22 protein-coding genes are annotated in these 16,868 nt (G+C 33.4%); 18 read left to right on the forward strand and 4 right to left on the reverse strand.

The window, feature by feature from the left end:
- The first annotated feature begins 1 nt into the window (after window position 1).
- Both IEV10_RS09750 and thrC read left to right on the forward strand, forming a co-directional pair.
- Entirely contained in the window at window positions 2-922 is a 921-nt protein-coding gene (locus IEV10_RS09750; protein ID WP_188374532.1) for a homoserine kinase, read from the forward strand.
- A complete protein-coding gene (gene thrC, locus IEV10_RS09755) occupies window positions 923-2,227 on the forward strand; it encodes a threonine synthase (RefSeq protein ID WP_188374533.1) in 1,305 nt (434 codons plus the stop codon). It begins immediately after the preceding gene.
- Here thrC and IEV10_RS09760 read toward each other — a convergent pair.
- Window positions 2,224-3,387: a THUMP domain-containing class I SAM-dependent RNA methyltransferase gene (locus IEV10_RS09760; protein WP_188374534.1), complete on the reverse strand. Its 1,164-nt coding sequence runs from the start codon at window positions 3,385-3,387 to the stop codon at window positions 2,224-2,226. The genes thrC and IEV10_RS09760 overlap by 4 nt on opposite strands.
- Window positions 3,388-3,450: 63 nt before the next feature.
- On the opposite strand from IEV10_RS09760, the gene IEV10_RS09765 reads away from it, so the two are divergent.
- From IEV10_RS09765 to IEV10_RS09775, 3 genes are read left to right on the forward strand one after another with little or no spacing between them, the layout of a single operon-like run.
- The gene (locus IEV10_RS09765) at window positions 3,451-4,182 is read left to right on the forward strand and encodes an SAM-dependent methyltransferase (RefSeq protein ID WP_188374535.1); all 732 of its coding nucleotides are present in this window, start codon (window positions 3,451-3,453) and stop codon (window positions 4,180-4,182) included.
- A gap of 9 nt (window positions 4,183-4,191) precedes the next feature.
- On the forward strand, window positions 4,192-4,866 hold the full coding sequence (locus tag IEV10_RS09770) for a ZIP family metal transporter (RefSeq protein ID WP_188374536.1): 675 nt from the start codon (window positions 4,192-4,194) through the stop codon (window positions 4,864-4,866).
- The gene (locus IEV10_RS09775; RefSeq protein ID WP_188374537.1) at window positions 4,867-5,295 is read left to right on the forward strand and encodes a DUF4268 domain-containing protein; all 429 of its coding nucleotides are present in this window, start codon (window positions 4,867-4,869) and stop codon (window positions 5,293-5,295) included.
- A gap of 23 nt (window positions 5,296-5,318) precedes the next feature.
- Here the strand turns inward: IEV10_RS09775 and IEV10_RS09780 are convergent, their stop codons facing one another.
- Window positions 5,319-5,699, reverse strand: coding sequence for a Fur family transcriptional regulator (locus IEV10_RS09780; protein WP_188374538.1), 381 nt, complete (start codon window positions 5,697-5,699; stop codon window positions 5,319-5,321).
- A 157-nt stretch (window positions 5,700-5,856) separates the two neighbouring features.
- Between IEV10_RS09780 and IEV10_RS09785 the strand changes: the two genes are divergently transcribed.
- The 7 genes from IEV10_RS09785 (at window position 5,857) to IEV10_RS09815 (ending at window position 9,986) form a co-directional block, all read left to right on the forward strand.
- The gene (locus IEV10_RS09785; protein WP_188374539.1) at window positions 5,857-6,207 is read left to right on the forward strand and encodes a MerC domain-containing protein; all 351 of its coding nucleotides are present in this window, start codon (window positions 5,857-5,859) and stop codon (window positions 6,205-6,207) included.
- Between the two features lie 85 nt (window positions 6,208-6,292).
- Window positions 6,293-6,646 (forward strand): DoxX family protein, encoded by a 354-nt coding sequence (locus IEV10_RS09790; RefSeq protein ID WP_188374540.1) that lies wholly within the window; start codon window positions 6,293-6,295, stop codon window positions 6,644-6,646.
- A gap of 54 nt (window positions 6,647-6,700) precedes the next feature.
- Window positions 6,701-7,993: an SRPBCC family protein gene (locus IEV10_RS09795; RefSeq protein WP_188374541.1), complete on the forward strand. Its 1,293-nt coding sequence runs from the start codon at window positions 6,701-6,703 to the stop codon at window positions 7,991-7,993.
- A complete protein-coding gene (locus IEV10_RS09800) occupies window positions 7,994-8,527 on the forward strand; it encodes a GNAT family N-acetyltransferase (protein ID WP_188374542.1) in 534 nt (177 codons plus the stop codon).
- Between the two features lie 101 nt (window positions 8,528-8,628).
- Entirely contained in the window at window positions 8,629-9,027 is a 399-nt protein-coding gene (locus IEV10_RS09805) for a DoxX family protein (RefSeq protein WP_188374543.1), read from the forward strand.
- Window positions 9,028-9,098: 71 nt separating this feature from the next.
- Window positions 9,099-9,470, forward strand: a complete 372-nt coding sequence (locus tag IEV10_RS09810) for a VOC family protein (RefSeq protein ID WP_188374544.1) — start codon at window positions 9,099-9,101, stop codon at window positions 9,468-9,470.
- A 6-nt stretch (window positions 9,471-9,476) separates the two neighbouring features.
- Entirely contained in the window at window positions 9,477-9,986 is a 510-nt protein-coding gene (locus tag IEV10_RS09815; protein WP_188374545.1) for a flavodoxin family protein, read from the forward strand.
- On the opposite strand, the gene trhA is transcribed toward IEV10_RS09815, so the two are convergent.
- Window positions 9,983-10,609, reverse strand: coding sequence for a PAQR family membrane homeostasis protein TrhA (gene trhA, locus IEV10_RS09820; protein ID WP_188374546.1), 627 nt, complete (start codon window positions 10,607-10,609; stop codon window positions 9,983-9,985). The genes IEV10_RS09815 and trhA overlap by 4 nt on opposite strands.
- Window positions 10,606-11,292, reverse strand: coding sequence for a DUF4294 domain-containing protein (locus IEV10_RS09825; protein ID WP_188374547.1), 687 nt, complete (start codon window positions 11,290-11,292; stop codon window positions 10,606-10,608). Before IEV10_RS09825 ends, trhA begins: the two co-directional genes overlap by 4 nt.
- A 126-nt stretch (window positions 11,293-11,418) precedes the next feature.
- On the opposite strand from IEV10_RS09825, the gene IEV10_RS09830 reads away from it, so the two are divergent.
- From IEV10_RS09830 to IEV10_RS09855, 6 genes are read left to right on the forward strand one after another with little or no spacing between them, the layout of a single operon-like run.
- The gene (locus IEV10_RS09830; protein WP_188374548.1) at window positions 11,419-12,507 is read left to right on the forward strand and encodes a M42 family metallopeptidase; all 1,089 of its coding nucleotides are present in this window, start codon (window positions 11,419-11,421) and stop codon (window positions 12,505-12,507) included.
- A 53-nt stretch (window positions 12,508-12,560) separates the two neighbouring features.
- Window positions 12,561-13,712 carry an aminotransferase class V-fold PLP-dependent enzyme gene (locus IEV10_RS09835; RefSeq protein WP_188374549.1) on the forward strand — a complete coding sequence of 384 codons (1,152 nt, stop codon included), beginning with the start codon at window positions 12,561-12,563 and terminating at the stop codon, window positions 13,710-13,712.
- Complete coding sequence (locus tag IEV10_RS09840; protein WP_188374550.1) at window positions 13,705-14,259, forward strand: NUDIX hydrolase; 555 nt, start codon at window positions 13,705-13,707, stop codon at window positions 14,257-14,259. Before IEV10_RS09835 ends, IEV10_RS09840 begins: the two co-directional genes overlap by 8 nt.
- Complete coding sequence (locus IEV10_RS09845; protein ID WP_188374551.1) at window positions 14,259-14,939, forward strand: PrsW family intramembrane metalloprotease; 681 nt, start codon at window positions 14,259-14,261, stop codon at window positions 14,937-14,939. Before IEV10_RS09840 ends, IEV10_RS09845 begins: the two co-directional genes overlap by 1 nt.
- 10 nt (window positions 14,940-14,949) lie before the next feature.
- The gene (locus tag IEV10_RS09850) at window positions 14,950-15,426 is read left to right on the forward strand and encodes an acyl-CoA carboxylase biotin carboxyl carrier protein subunit (protein WP_188374552.1); all 477 of its coding nucleotides are present in this window, start codon (window positions 14,950-14,952) and stop codon (window positions 15,424-15,426) included.
- 2 nt (window positions 15,427-15,428) lie between these two features.
- Window positions 15,429-16,868, forward strand: a complete 1,440-nt coding sequence (locus IEV10_RS09855) for an acetyl-CoA carboxylase biotin carboxylase subunit (protein ID WP_188374553.1) — start codon at window positions 15,429-15,431, stop codon at window positions 16,866-16,868.

A 16,868-nucleotide genomic window follows, 5' to 3' on the forward strand; every position in this document is an offset into this window, starting at 1 on the left:
TATGAATAGCATTAAAATATTCTCACCCGCTACAGTTGCAAATGTATCTTGTGGTTTTGATGTTTTAGGCTTTTGCCTTGATAGTATTGGTGATGAAATGATTATTCATAAGACATCCGAAAAAGGTATTACGATTACTAAAATTGAAGGCTATGACTTGCCCTATGAGGCAACAAAAAATGTAGCTGGAGTCTCAGCCTTGGCCATGTATGAAGCTTTACAACCAGATTGTGGTTTTGCAATAGAAATATACAAAAAAATTAAACCTGGCAGCGGAATTGGCAGTAGTTCTGCTAGTGCAGTTGGAAGTATTTTTGGTATGAATGAATTACTCGGAAAACCGTTAGACAAAACTGCGCTTACCAAATATGCATTAAAAGGCGAAGCTATTGCAAGCCAATCAGAACATGCCGATAATCTAGCACCTGCAATATTTGGAGGTTTTACATTAGTTCGAAGCGTTAATCCTGTTGATGTACTACAATTACCAACACCTAATGATTTATTTGCTACATTAATTCACCCACAAATAGAAATAAAAACTTCAGTTTCAAGAGCAATTCTACCAGAAACTGTAAATTTAAAAAGCGCAATAACGCAATGGTCTAACGTTGGGAGCTTAGTGCATGCACTTCACACAAATGACTATGAAGTATTAAGCAAATCCCTTAATGATGTAATTATAGAACCTTACCGAAAACAAATGATTCCACATTTTGCTACCATAAAAAAAGCCGCTCTAGAATCTGGTGCATTAGGCTGTGGCATTTCTGGCTCTGGCCCTTCAATATTTGCCTTAAGCAAAGGAAAAGATACTGCTTTGGGTATTGAAAAAGCTTTCCAAAACATGTATTCAAAAACAGATATTGAGTTTAACACTTTTGTTTCAAAAATTAATACTGAAGGCATTAAAATTTTATAGATGAAGTACTATTCATTAAATAGAAAAGCACCGTCAACTACTTTTGAAGATGCCGTTGTTAGAGGCTTGGCTCCGGATAAAGGTTTATATTTTCCTGAAAGTATAACACCTCTACCCGATTCTTTCTTTGAAACTATAGAACATAAATCAAATACCGAAATAGCTTTTGAAGCCATTAAACAATTTGTCGGTGACGAAATTCATGAAAAAGAATTAAAACAAATTATTGAAGAAACCTTGTCTTTTGAGTTTCCTATTATAGAATTTGATACTAGTATATCAACTTTAGAGCTCTTTCATGGTCCAACTATGGCATTTAAGGATGTTGGTGCGCGCTTTATGGCAAGATGCTTAGGTTATTTTAATAAAAATAATTCTAGAAATATAACGGTTCTGGTCGCTACATCTGGAGATACAGGTGGTGCAGTGGCTAATGGTTTTTTAGGTGTTAAAGGTGTAGATGTTGTTATTTTATATCCTAGCGGAAAAGTGAGTGACATTCAAGAAAAACAACTCACTACTCTTGGACAGAACATTACTGCTCTTGAAGTAAATGGTGTTTTTGACGATTGCCAAGACATGGTAAAACTAGCTTTTGTTGATAGTGAGTTGATTAGTCATATGCAATTGACATCTGCAAACTCAATAAATATAGCCAGATGGTTACCACAACTATTCTACTTTATGTTTGCCTACAAGCAATTAAAAAATAAATACAAAAAGATAGTGTTCTCAGTACCTAGCGGCAATTTTGGGAATATTTGCGCTGGAATGGTTGCACAAAAATTAGGCTTGCCAATCCAACACTTTATAGCTTCTAATAACGCTAATAATGTAGTTACAAACTATCTAAAAACTAAGGACTATAATCCAAAAGCATCAGTACAAACCATTAGCAATGCTATGGATGTTGGTAATCCTAGTAACTTTATTAGAATTGAAGCGTTATATAGTAACAATTTTGATAACTTAAAGAATAATCTATCATCTTACAGTTTTACAGATAATGAAACGCGAGACGCATTATCAGAAATTTATTCAGCTTACAACTATATTGCAGATCCACATGGTGCAGTTGGCTATTTGGGTGCTCTAAGACATTTAGAGAATAAACCTAATGACCATGTCGTATTCTTAGAAACGGCGCATCCAACAAAATTTTTGGACGTTGTTGAAGATGTTATTAAAACTAAAGTAGAGTTACCAGAGCAAATTAAATCTGTAATTAATAAGAAAAAATCTTCTATAACCATTACCGATTATAAAGATTTGAAGAGGTTTTTGCTTGCTAGGAATAATACCTAATTGCTTTGTTTCTTTGCTTTACGACTACCTTCGTACATTTCGTATTTCACTAATCGTGCTTCAAGTTTGGCATTAAACACTTTAATTTTTCGAGAAGGTCTTAATCCCACAAATTTTAGAGCTTCAAGATTAGAGGTTACCAGCCAAGCATTGGTATTTGGATAACCATGTTTTAATGTTGTGCCAATATTCCCATAAAATTCCTCAACATTTAAATTCTCTAAACGCTCACCATAAGGCGGATTAAAAACCATATGTAATTTATCACTTCCTGCTTTTTGAGTCTTAAAAAAGTCTTCGTGCTGAATATGAATAAATTCATCTAAATGCGCATTTTTAATATTCTCCTTTGCTTTCTTTATAGCTGATGGTGACTTATCATAACCAAAAATTTTATGATGGAAATCATGTGTTTTCTTCAAAAGTGATTCTTCAATTTTTTCAAATAAATCTACATCCCAATCTTCCCAACGTTCAAAAGCAAATTCTTTTCGCATTAAATTAGGCGGAATATCACAAGCTATCATTGCAGCTTCCGCCAATATAGTCCCGCTTCCACACATTGGATCCATAAAATCAGACTGGCCATCCCAACCACTCATCATTATAAGTCCAGCCGCTAAAACTTCATTTATTGGTGCAATATTAGTCGCCGTTTTATAACCTCTTCTATGTAAGGATTCTCCTGACGTGTCTAAAGAAATTGTACAACGTTGACGGTCGATATGCACATTTACCTTTATATCTGGAAAACGTAAATCAATATTAGGTCTTGTCCCATTATTCTCTCTAAAGCGATCTACTATAGCGTCTTTGGTTTTAAGAGCTGTGTATTGCGAATGTGTAAAAATACTATGATGCACTGTGGCATCTACAGCCAGAGAACCTTCAGGTTTCAAATAGTTCTCCCACTTAATATTTTTGACGTTCTTATATAAATCTTCCTCTCTTGCAATACGGAAAGACTTTATAGGTTTTAGGATTTTAATTGCTGTTCTAAGACCCAAATTTGCTTTATACATAAAGCCTTTATCACCAACAAAAGTGACCACGCGAACACCTTTCTCAACATCCATAGCACCAAGGTTTCTAAGCTCATTGGCTAATATATCTTCAAAGCCAAATAATGTTTTGGCTACCATCTTGAAATTTCCGTCCATATTATACGTCAAATAGGTTGCAAAAATACAGTATTTTTGTAAAGTCGAAAGACCACACTAACTATGACAAAAACTACAGAAAAATGGTATGCCTCTTGGTTTGACACACCATACTACCATATCTTATATAAAGATAGAGATTATACTGAAGCGCAAGCATTTATGGACAATCTTGCTAATTACCTTAACCTTCCTGTGAATGGAAAAATTTTAGATTTGGCTTGTGGAAAAGGCAGACACTCTATTTATTTAAATAAACTTGGTTATAATGTTACCGGTGTAGATTTATCAGAACAAAGTATTAATTATGCCAAACAGTTTGAAAACGATACTTTAACCTTTGATGTTCATGATATGACAAAACCATATCCTGAAACATTTGATGCTGTTTTTAATCTTTTTACCAGTTTTGGTTATTTTGAAGATGATGAATGTAATCTCCGAACAATTAAGGCCATAAAAGAAGAATTAAATGAATTTGGTTTCGGAGTTATTGACTTTATGAATTCCGAATATATCATTGAAAATCTAGTTCCAGAAGACGCAAAAACTGTAGATGGCATTGAATTTTTACAACAACGACGTTTTGAAAACGGATACATCATTAAAGATATATCGTTTACTGCCGATGGTGAAGATTACAAATTTCAAGAACGTGTAAAAGCTTTTACTTTAAAAGATTTTGAAACACTCTACAAAAAAGCTGGTGTACACTTATTAGACGTGTTTGGAGATTATAAACTGCGTAAATATTATCCAAAAACATCCGAACGTTTGATTATGATTTTTAAGTAAATTGCGCCCATGAATAAGTACTTATTTCCAATCTATGCAATTGCAATTGGTGTAATCATTGCCTATTTAACTAGAAGGCAAAAAACAGTCTATACCAAATTACTATTATCATTTAGTGGTGCATTTTTACTAGCATTAACCTTGTTTGACTTATTACCAGAAGTATATGAACATCTAGATGCTAAACGCACAGGCTTGTTCATTATGTTTGGTATATTATTACAAATTATTTTAGAGTTTTTTTCTAAAGGTGCAGAACATGGTCATGTCCATATTCATAAAGATGGCAAGCGGTTTCCTTGGTTATTATTTATAAGCCTTTGTATTCATAGTTTTTTAGAAGGTTTTCCTATTAACCAGCATAATGATATGGTTTACGGAGTCTTTATTCATAAAATTCCTATTGCGGCACTATTAACGTCATTTCTGTTACAGTCCATGCAGGTAAAAGAAAAAGCCATAAGTTTTATTTTGATTTTTACCGCAATGACACCTTTAGGTACATTAGTATCCAACACAACGTCTATTGCTCCAGAGTACCTTACTAGTATTAATGCTTTGGTTATAGGAATCTTTTTACATATATCAACAACTATCTTATTTGAAAGTAGTGAGGGCCACAAGTTTAATTTATCAAAGCTTGTTGCAATTTGCTTGGGAATTCTGATAGCATATTTTGTTTAAATGTTTAGTAAAGAAGAGAGTCGAAAACTAAGAGAAGATTTTTGGATAAGTTTTGGTAAGTCTTTCCAAAGAAAATGGATACTCTACAATACTAAAATTAAAGGCCTGTCTTTTAAATTTTATTTTGATACTAAAAAAGCTTTTGTATCATTAGACTTAGAAGACGATTTAGAAAACCGTATTAATTGCTGGGAAAAACTTGAAGCCCTAAAAAGTATTCTGCAATCTGAGTATTTACCAGATGCTATTTATGAAGAAGAATATTACTTAGATAATGGTAAGGAAATATCCAGAATTTATGTTCCTCTAGAAGAAAAGGTCTCCATACACAACAAGAATTCTTGGCAAATAGTTATGGAATTCTTTAACCAAACTATGCCAAAGTTTGAAGCTTTCTTTGAGGAATATCGAGATATCATTAAATCTTGAAAATAATATTGCGTATTAACTATCTACGAGCAGCAAGTCTCACATTGCCCCATTAATAGAATATCTGTAGAATCTACTTTATGGTTTTTTAAAGCTGGTATTTTAACCTCTAAAGACAAGCACTCCACCTTGTCGCACTCTGTACATTGAAAATGCGGATGCTTATCTGAATGTTTGTGCGCAGAACAACCTTCACATTTGGCATACCATTTTAAGCCATCTTTTCCATTAAAAGAATGAATAATCCCATCTTGTTCTAGTCTATCAAGAATACGATAAACTGTGGTTTTATTCATTTCGCCTTTAACAAGTTCTATAAGACTTACTACAGATTTAGCCTCATTTTTATTTTCAAAAATGCTTAATACAGTACTTACGGCTTTTGTTTTTCTAATAACTCCCATGATTACAAATTTAATGCAACTTTGTTGCAAATACAAATTGTGTTCTTTACTTTTGCAACTAAGTTGCGTTAACAAACTAACTACATAAGTACAATTATTTTCAAAAAAGATAACATACAAAGTCACAATTCAGAAAATATACAATTGAACTAATATAATGATAACAACAAAAAAAATATACTGGGCAGATAAACTAGGCATTGCAAGTGCTCTACTTTGTATAGTCCATTGCCTAGCTGCACCATTACTAATGACAATAGGAGTTGGTTTCCTAAACAATCCAGTAATTGCTATCCTTTTCATTTTAATAGCTTTTGTGTCTATTTATAAGACGACCAAAAGGAAATTTTTTAAGGGAGTGAGTATCCTTTTGTGGATGGCTTTTACTGGCTTTGTTATGTCTATCATGCTCGAAGAACGAGCAGAAATTTTCGAATTCACTATGTATATATCATCTTTATGTATCATCATTGGTCACTTATACAACATAAAGCATTGTCCAAAATGACGATAACATGAAGATCCGTAACTACTTTCTTGTCTTATTATGTTTTGGTTTTCATAGTATTTAAAATATCATGTATCTTGATGATATGAAAACTATCTATTGGATATCAACGCTAATTCTTACAATATTTCTATCCTGGAGTGCCTATGGCTACTTTTTTAGTAAAACTATGATTGACGGTGTCAAAGCCCTGGGATTTCCTGATTTTTTCAGAATTCAGCTTGCTGTACTCAAAATTACCGCTGTATTCATCTTGTTAATTCCTCAAATCCCTATTCAGTATAAGGAATGGGCTTATGTGGGTATTGGTTTATTTTTTATTACAGCTATTGTAGCTCATGCTATTCATAAAGACCCTCTTTTTATTAATCTAATTAACATAGTATTTTTTGGGATTTTAATTATTTCAAGAATATGTCTACTTAAGCTTCAAGGTTGATTGACTTTTGTCGCTTTTTATTAACTTAGTACTAATCAACTTAACAATCGTAATATGAAATATTTAAAGTACGTATTAGGAATTATAGCTATTCTAGTTATCGGTTTTTTTCTTTTGGGCATTATTAAGTCTGAAGTTTCCTATGACTGTGAAGTGATGGTAGATAAACCATTAGCAGAATCATGGGCTACTAGTCAAGACCCAAATAAAATGGCTGATTGGTTGATGGGTTTTCAAAGAATCGAACATATTAGTGGAACCCCAGATACTGTAGGCGCAGTTTCTGATGTCTATTTTATAACTGAAGGAGAAGAAATGGTTATTCGTGAAACGATTACTGAGATTGTGCCTAACGAGTCTATATCTATGACGTTTACATCAGATTTTATGAACATGGACTATAAACTTAGTATGAGTGACGTCGATGGAAAAACAAAAATCAGCTCTAGTACTACTGCAAAAGGCAACGGTATAGTTTCAAAATCTATAATGGCATTAGCTGGAGGTTCTGTTAAAGCACAAGAAGAGACTAATTTGACTAATCTTAAAAAAGTAATTGAAGAAACTAAAAGCTCAATTCCTACTTTTATATCTGAAACTTCAGAATTAACACATTGCGAATCTGCTGTTTACGATTCAAAAAACAATAGGGTTTATGCTTCACTTATTGGTAATAGTGAAGATGGTGATGGTTCTATTGCTACGATAAATTTAGATGGTAAAATTTTAAACAAAACCTTTATTGCAGCACTTAATGACCCCAAAGGTATTGCTATTACTGAAGATAAGCTATATGTGTCTGATGTAACAGAACTGGTTGAAGCAGATATAAAAACTGGTCAAATTTTAAAAAAATACACCTTGCCAAGTATCGCTTTTTTAAACGATGTTGCTATTGATAATTCTGGGAATGTTTATGTTTCAGATACTAGAACTTCAGAAATTTATAAGTTAGATACCGAAGGCAACTTTACATTGTGGTTAGCAAATGACGCTCTGGACAAACCAAATGGTTTATTAGTCCAAGACAATACAATGTATGTGGCATCATGGGGTTCTGCTCCAGAAGGTGGGCGCTTATCTAAAATAGATATGGCTACAAAAAGCGTAGATACTATCTCTTCGATTATAGGAAATTTAGATGGCATTAGACCATATAACGATAAGCACATGATAATATCTGACTGGAAGAGTGGTAATATTCATCTGATTGATTACAAAGGCAATACCAAAAAAATTCTTACCGTAGGACAAAGTGTTGGTGACATTGCTTATGTTAAAGAAAAAGAGCTTTTACTTTTGCCTATGAACAAACAAAGTCGATTGTTATTTTATAAATTAAAGTAAATGCAGTTCGATAATTACAATATTCGCCTATTACAAAACTCCGATATAGATGCCTATTATAAAATGGTGTCTAAAAACAGAAAGCGTTTAGAAGATTTCTTCACAGGCACAACATCTAGAACTAAAACATTTGAAGACACTAAAGCTTTTTTAGCTGAAATGTTAGAAAAAGTTAATAAACGCGAGTATTTCCCATACATTATTGAAGACACTAAAACGCATACTATTGCTGGGTTTTTAGACTTAAAAAATGTGGACTGGAAGATTCCAAAAACCGAAATGGGACTTTATATCGATGAGAAATATGCTGGTAAAGGCCTATCAACCAAAGCCTTTATTTTATTTTGCGAGCATTGTTTTAAAGAACATGGCTTTAGAAAACTATTTCTAAGAACACATCCAAAAAATCATTCTGCACGGAAAATAGCTGAAAAAGCTGGTTTTAAAATTGAAGGCACCATCCGATGTGATTATAAAACAACTTCTGGTCAATTGGTGGATTTGATATACTATGGTAAATTAAATGATGACTAATCAAATTATCTTCGTTTAAAAATTTAGTCATTATGTAAGTATACTTTTAAAATGTTGACTTAGTGTTTTAGATAATTCAACCAAAAAAAACATAATTAAACATGAAATACTTAAAACTAATCATCCGCATCGCAGTGGCAGTCATTCTAATACAAACCCTAAGATTCAAATTTACTGCTCATCCAGACAGCGTCTATATCTTTACTAAAGTTGGTTTAGAACCTTATGGAAGAATTGGTATTGGTATATTAGAGCTTATTGCTAGTATTTTAATTCTAGTTCCAAAAACAACATGGCTTGGCGCTACTCTAGTTGTTGGCATTATTGGCGGTGCTATTATGATGCATCTCACACAGCTTGGCATAGCTATAAATGGAGATGGTGGATTATTGTTTTACACGGCAATAGTAACATTTCTTTTGAGTTTAGTGACATTATGGTTTTCGAGAAAAGACATTCCTTTTATTGGTAAGAAATTCTTTGCTGCAGAAAACAATTAGAACTAAGGCTTAAATTTATAAGTGCCTTTTCATTACCTTTAAAACTGTCAAATTATTAAACTCATTTAGTTATGAAAGTAGGTGCATTTTCTATAAGCTTAAGTGTTAAGGATATAAAAGTTTCAAAAGAGTTTTACGAAACCCTAGGATTCTCAGTATTCGCTGGAGACATGGAACGCAATTACCTTATCATGAAAAACGGTGATGCTATTGTCGGGCTTTTTCAAGGTATGTTTGAGCAAAACATCATTACTTTTAACCCTGGTTGGAATCAAGAAGCCGAAAATCAAGATAATTTTGATGATGTCAGAGCGATCCAAAAACATCTAAAATCTTCAGGCATTACATTAGTGAAAGAAGCTGATGACACTACAAAAGGACCTGAAAGCATTACGCTATTTGACCCAGATGGCAATACAATTTTAATTGATCAGCATGTTTAAATCATTATGACAAAACGAATATTAATTTTCGGTAGCTCAAGAAATGATGGAAATACTTCAACAATTGTTAATTGCTTAAAGCAATCATTAGATTTCGACTTGATTAACTTAAATGGTTTAAATATTTCTCATTTTGATTACAAGCATCAAAACAGAGATGATGATTTTTTACCTCTTATGAGAAAAGTAATTGGCTATCAACAAATCATTTTTGCAACCCCAGTATATTGGTATACAATGAGTGGTATTCTAAAGGTGTTTTTCGATAGACTTACAGATTGTTTAACAATTGAAAAAGACTTAGGAAGAAAGTTAAGAAATAAACAAATGTCTGTATTAAGTACCAGTAATGACGATAGTCAAAATGAAGAATTCTTTTTGCCTTTTATTTTATCTGCAGAATATCTTGGAATGGATTATATAGGTAATATTCATACTTGGTTAGAAAATGAAAAGATACCTAATGTAGTAAAAAACAGAATTACTTATTTTGCAAAACTACATTCAACGAACTAAGTCAGATGCCAATACATCATTAAAAAATGACAAATAGCACCTGCTAATACAAAAAAGTGCCAAATTACATGATTAAAAGGTATTTTGTGTATGGCGTAAAATACAATGCCTATGGTATAAAATAATCCACCTGCAAATAACCACAATATCCCATTTGGATGCATTAATTTTGATAGCGTGGAAAAGTCAAAAACAATCAACCAACCCATCACTAGATACAATAGTGTTGAAAATATCTCAAATTTGCCTGTAAAAAAGAGCTTTAAAATCACACCAAAAATGGCAATACCCCAAACTGTATAAAATAAAGGCCAACCCAAACTATCTGGTAACATAATTAGTAAAACAGGAGTGTAAGTTCCGGCAATAAGCAAGTAAATACTAATATGGTCTACGATTCTAAATTTTTGTTTTAAATCGTAATTAGAAATAGCGTGGTAAGCTGTTGATGCCGTAAATAAAATAATAATAGATAATCCATACACAACGACACTAAACAATGCCCATGGTTTAGAACTATCAACATTAACAATAAGTAATATTAAACCAATAACTCCTAAAACAGAACCCAATCCATGAGACCAAGCATTTAGTAATTCTTCGCGTTTGGATTGTTCACTCATTGTTTTTTTGCAAGCTTTTTAGATGCTTTCCATTTATTTAATAAATCGTAATAATCGATTTCAAAAGCAGGTTCTTGACGCTCTAATCGGCCATTTTGGAAATCGCGCAGTAAAATGTCTTCAATCAAATAGTCCTCTTCGACATCTAATGGTGCAAACTCACGCTTAAGCTTAATATCAAACAAACTCGCTGTGTTATTATACCAGAAAGCACGCCAACCATTACGCAGCTCTTTGACTAATTGAAAGGCTGTTTTTCCAGTTTGGCGGTGAATTAATTTTACTAAAATCTGACCTTCAGTCTTGGTAAGTTTTTTTAGCTCAGCTGAGAATTCTTTTTCAATATATTTTTGAACTTTTTTTGCGTGCTTTTTCTTTTTTCGACGTTTTTCAAATTGTTTTAACTCTTCGTTTAACTCTATTAAACGCTCAGCCGCCATCTTTGCATAAGGATAAACTTTGCGCGTCTTACGTCTTAAAATCAAATAGCGATAACGCTCATCTTTATCACGAAATTTTAAATCTGGCAATACCAGAACTTCGTCTAAGTCTATATACTTTCTTGGAATAGAATCGCCTTCAATAAGCAAGTACTTTTCTTGCAAAGAATCTTGTTCTACAGGTTCTATCTGCGCTAATAAAAGCATAGGGAAACAGAAGAAAAAAAAGATAATGTATCGCATAACTATTATGTCTCTCTAAAACCATTCCAAAAATGGAAATTAAAGCTATTCAAAATTACGAATTAATATATCCTATAACCTTAATTTTACTATTAATATTGTTATTTTTAGGAAAATTTTAAACGCATGGCAAAAAAGAAATTACTCAACAAAAAGTCGATGGACTTTTTAGAAAAATACTTAAATAACGCATCGCCTACTGGATATGAATGGGAAGGCCAAAAAATATGGATGAATTATCTAAAACCTTATGTGGACGAATTTATAACCGACACCTATGGTAGTGCTGTTGCAGTCATCAACCCAAAAGCAAAATATAGAGTTGTTATAGAAGGGCATGCCGATGAGATTTCATGGTACGTCAATTACATCTCTGACAAAGGGCTACTCTATGTGATTAGAAATGGAGGAAGTGACCACCAAATTGCGCCTAGTAAAGTCGTAAACATCCATACCAAGAAAGGTATTGTAAAAGGTGTCTTTGGATGGCCAGCAATACACACAAGAAGTCGTGCAAAAGAAGAACCACCAAAACCTGATAATATCTGTATTGATATAGGCGCAAAAGACAAAGCTGAAGTTGAGAAAATGGGCGTACATATTGGATGTGTTATTACCTATCCGGATGAGTTTCATATTCTTAATAGCGATAAATTTGTATGTCGTGCGTTAGACAACCGCATGGGTGGTTTTATGATTGCTGAAGTAGCACGTTTACTTCATGAAAACAAAAAGAAATTACCTTTTGGATTGTATATTACTAATTCTGTACAGGAAGAAATAGGCTTACGAGGTGCAGAAATGATTACCGAAACTATAAAGCCTGATGTGGCGATTGTAACTGACGTGACTCACGATACGACTACCCCAATGATTGACCCTAAAAAACAAGGTCTTGCAGAAATTGGTAAAGGTCCAGTTATTGCTTATGCACCAGCAGTACAACAAAAGTTGAGGGATTTAATTACAGACACAGCTGAAGAAAAGAAAATTCCTTTTCAACGTGCAGCATTATCAAGAGCTACAGGTACAGATACCGATGCTTTTGCTTATAGTAATGGTGGTGTTGCCTCTGCGCTCATTTCTTTACCATTACGCTACATGCATACGACTGTAGAGATGGTTCATAAAGACGATGTTGAAAATGTGATTCGCTTAATTTATGAATCATTATTAAACATTAAAGATGGCGAAACGTTTAGCTATTTTAAATAAAAACCAAAGCCAGTTAATATCTTAAATATTACTGGTTTTATTTTTAACTTATCATGTCTTTAAAGCAACAAAAGCACCTATTCAACATTTCAGAAGATGTGACGTATCTCAATACGGCAAGCTTCTCTCCTGCTTTTAAATCGGTTGAAGCTGCTGGTATAGGGGCAATTAGAAGAAAAAGCAGCCCAGAATTACGACAAGCATCAGATTTGTTTGAGCCTGTAATCAAACTTCGAAAGTTATTTGCGCAACTTATAGACGAAGATGATTACAATCGTGTCGTCACGATTCCTTCAGTATCATACGGCATGGCTAATGTTGCCAATAATATTACTTTAAAAGAAGGTGATGAAATTGTAATTGTAGAAGAACAGTTTCCTAGTAATTATTACATCTGGGAGAATTTAGCCAAACAATACAATGCAAAAATTGTAACAGTAAATCAACCAGACAAACCTAAAGATTGGAATGGATTAATACTTGAGGCTATAACCAAAAATACGGCACTAGTTGCCATTGGACATTTGCATTGGGCAAACGGAATTGTATTTGATTTAAAAGCCTTAAGAAAGAAGACTAATGAGCATGATGCACTTTTAGTAATTGATGGTAGTCAATCCATTGGTGCATTACCGTTTTCTATAAAAGACATACAACCAGATGCCTTAATCTGTGCTGGTTATAAGTGGTTGTTTGGACCCTACGGATGTGCTTATGCGTATTATGGTTCCTATTTTGATAATGGCAAACCCATAGAACAAAATTGGGCAAACCGTTTAGGTAGTGAAAACTTGTCTGGTTTAACGGAATACCAATCACAATACAAACCAAAAGCAAGCAGATATGCTATGGGCGAAAGCGGTAGTTTTATTTATGTAAAAATGCAAATAGCAGCTTTAGAAGAAATATTAAAAATTAATAAAGCCGAATTTCAAGACTATTGCCATTCTATTTCAGGAGACGCCTTAAAATCATTATCAGAAATTGGATTTACATCTGATAATCCTGAAGTGAGGGCAAAGCATTTATTTGGTATAAAAATTCCAAACTCTGTAGATACTGACCTATTAAAACAAACCTTAAAAAGCCATAATATCCATTTATCTTTTCGTGGTGATTACATGCGTGTGTCTTGTCATATATTTAATACAGAAACACATTTCAAAAAATTGTTTAGTGTCTTAAATGCTGCTGTCAATGGATGAGCTCTTAGACATTGTTGATGAAAACGGAAAGCCTACTGGTAAAACAGCTTTAAAATCCGAAGTACATAAAAAGGGTTGGTATCATAATACCATTCACCTTTGGTTATACACCGATAATGACGAAATATTATTGCAGCAACGGTCTCATAAAAAAGTAATATACCCACTATTATGGGATGTTTCTGTTGCTGGGCATATAGACGCTGGCGAAACATTTAAAGAAGCAGCTACACGAGAAACTAAAGAAGAGATTGGATTGAAGCTTAATGAAAATGATTTAACGAAAATCGGGACCCATCTTCATAAATCAATTTATGATAATGGCACTATAAAAGATTTTGAATTTCATCAAGTTTATGTGGCAAAATTGTCTATTGATTTAAATCAGTTAATCCCTCAAAAAGATGAAGTAGAAGCTCTAAAATTAGTTACCTTTAATGAGTTTGAAAATCTATTGGCAAATAGTACTACCAATTCTCATTTCATAGCTTCAAATACTGAATATTACAAATTTGTACTAGAATCTATTAAAAGTCTTAAGCATTAATGCATTTACTCTTACTTGCAATAGCGCCTATATTAGCAATAAGCACTTATATCTATTTTCAGGATAAGCATGAGAAAGAGCCATTAGGGCTGTTAATAAAGAGCTTTTTACTTGGTGCTTTTGTTAGTGTTCTTATAGTACTCGTATTATATCTTATTACTGGACGGTTTATTCCTATCACTGATAAGTTTAGTGTCTGGCAGCAGTTTATACAAGCATTTATTGTTGTTGCACTTTCGGAAGAGTTTAGCAAATATGTTATCGTAAAATATTATGCGCAACCCAAAAAAGATTTTAACGAGCCTTATGATGGCATTATGTACGCCGTAATGGTATCTATGGGCTTTGCCTGTACAGAAAACATTATGTATGTTTTAGATGGAGGTACTGAAGTAGCTATATTAAGAGCTTTTACAGCTGTCCCAGCACATGCCACTTTTGGAATACTTATGGGTTATTTTATGGGTAAAGCTAAATTCTCAAACAACAGAATTAAGTTAAACTTAGCTGGATTAGGTTTGGCAACCTTATTTCATGGCGCTTACGATTTCTTTTTATTTATAAACTTTATTCCTGGAATATACATTGGCGCATTTATATCTTTGATTATAGGTCTTATTCTTTCAAGAAAAGCTATAAAGCGTCACCAAAGAGATTCAAATTTTAATAATACTAAATAAAACGTATGATATGTATAAGATAAAAGTCAACAATACCCATAGTTTTAATATCACAAAAGACGATATTAATAAGCTAGATGCTGTTGAAACCTCTAAGAATCAGTTTCATATTCTTAACAATGATAATTCACTTGAGGCTTCAGTACTAGAATCGGACTTTAATAAAAAAACATACGAGGTAAAAGTGAATAGTAATACGTATTCTGTTGTTATTCAAGATGAATTAGACCAGCTCATAAGCGAATTAGGTTTTGAAGTTGGTGCCTCAAAAAAAGTAAATGATATCAAAGCGCCTATGCCTGGACTTATCTTAGAGATTAATGTTACTCAAGGACAAGAGGTGAAAGAAAACGATGCGCTTCTTATTCTTGAAGCTATGAAAATGGAAAACGTCATTAATTCTCCAAGAGATGGTATCATAAAATCAATTGCCGTTAATCAAGGAGAAACAGTAGATAAAAATAACCTTTTAATTTCGTTCGAGTAAGCATGAAAAAAATATTAGTTGCCAACCGTGGCGAAATTGCGATTCGCGTGATGCAAACAGCTAAGAAAATGGGAATTAAAACAGTTGCCATTTTTTCTGAAGCAGATAGAAATGCGCCTCATGTAAAATTTGCAGATGAAGCCGTTTGTATTGGCCCAGCTCCGTCAAACCAATCTTATTTATTAGGTGATAAAATTATAGAAGTTGCAAAGTCTTTAAATGTAGATGGCATTCATCCAGGATATGGTTTTTTAAGCGAGAATTCAGATTTTGCAAAGCTTTGTGAAGTAAACAATGTCATATTTATTGGTCCAAAATCTAAAGCTATAGAAATGATGGGCGATAAGCTCGCTGCTAAAGACGCTGTAAAAGATTATGATATACCAATGGTTCCTGGTGTTGACAATGCCGTTACTGACCCAAAAGAAGCTATTGAAATTGCAAAGTCGATTGGTTTTCCAATACTCATCAAAGCTGCTGCTGGAGGCGGCGGAAAAGGCATGCGAGTTGTAGAACAGGAAAGCGATTTAGAAGAACAGATGAAACGCGCCATAAGTGAGGCCACTTCAGCCTTTGGAGATGGCTCCGTTTTTATCGAAAAATACGTAAAATCTCCGCGACATATCGAAATACAAGTCATGGCAGATAGTCATGGAAATATTGTTCACCTTTTTGAGCGTGAATGTTCTGTACAACGCCGTCATCAAAAAGTCGTTGAAGAAGCACCTTCGGCAGTATTAACTCCAGAATTGCGTGAACGAATGGGAAAAGCAGCCATTGATGTAGCCAAAGCTTGCGATTATTTGGGTGCTGGTACTGTTGAGTTTTTACTTGATGCAGACCATAATTTCTATTTTTTAGAAATGAATACACGTCTTCAGGTTGAACATCCAGTTTCTGAATTAATTTCTGGAGTGGATTTGGTTGAACTCCAAATTAAAGTTGCTCGAGGAGAAGCTTTAGAGATTAACCAAAATGACTTAAAAATCAACGGTCATGCGTTAGAGCTTCGTGTTTATGCCGAAGACCCAATGAACGATTTCTTACCGAGTGTAGGTAATCTAGAAATATACCAACTTCCTGTTGGTGAAAATATTCGTGTGGACAATGGTTTTGAGGAAGGCATGGATATTCCTATTTATTATGATCCAATGCTCTCAAAATTAATCACCTATGGCCAAACAAGAGCTGAAGCCATTGAGCTAATGATTAAAGCGATTGACAATTACAAAGTAAAAGGCGTAGAAACAACATTACCTTTTGGACGCTTTGTATGTGAACATGACGCTTTTAGAAGTGGAAATTTTGATACGCATTTCGTAAAAAAGTACTACTCACCTGACCTTTTAGAAGCGCAACATAAAGCTGAAGCAGAGATTGCAGCTCAAATTGCTCTAAAAACTTACTTAGAAGAACAACAATTATTAAAGCTACCTAACTAA

The organism is Winogradskyella haliclonae (genome assembly GCF_014635865.1).
GTDB lineage: Bacteria > Bacteroidota > Bacteroidia > Flavobacteriales > Flavobacteriaceae > Winogradskyella > Winogradskyella haliclonae.